This window comes from Micromonospora solifontis, from assembly GCF_003725545.1.
Lineage (GTDB): Bacteria > Actinomycetota > Actinomycetes > Mycobacteriales > Micromonosporaceae > Micromonospora > Micromonospora solifontis.
Genome location: NZ_RJLN01000212.1, coordinates 1 through 454, shown reverse-complemented (window position 1 = coordinate 454; position 454 = coordinate 1). Strand labels below are relative to the sequence as shown.

Sequence of the window (454 nt, the reverse complement as noted above, 5' to 3'; positions counted from 1 at the left end):
CCCGGCTCGACCACCTCGACCAGATGATCGACCAGGTCAAGAAGAAGATCGGTCATGCCGGTGTGGCCGGCAGCAGCCGGCGTGCGGCGCTCGCGCCGACCGGGCTGCTCGCCCCGTTCACCGCCCAGATCCGGCTGCTGAGCAGCATCCCGGGCATCAGCGACCGGGTCGCGGCGGTGATCATCAGCGAGATCGGCGTGGATATGAGCCGGTTCCCGTCCGCGAAACACCTGGCGGCGTGGGCCGGGCTGGCTCCGGGGAACAACGAGTCCGCCGGCCGCAGGCGCAGATCCCGGCATCGCAAGGGCAACACCCACGTCCAGTCGATCCTCATCGAGGCCGCCCTGGCCGCCTCGCGCACCAGGACCCGGCTCGGCGCCCGGTTCCACCGGCTACACCGGCGTTTCGGCGGCCGGGCGAACAACACCGCCGGCAAGAAAGCCGCGTTCGCCGT

The 454-nt window shown here is 71.1% G+C and carries 1 protein-coding gene; it reads left to right on the top strand.

What is annotated here, in order from left to right; genetic code table 11:
• Window positions 1–23: 23 nt before the first annotated feature.
• On the top strand, window positions 24–454 hold a 431-nt coding region (locus EFE23_RS27910; protein ID WP_148058571.1), incomplete at its 3' end, for a transposase.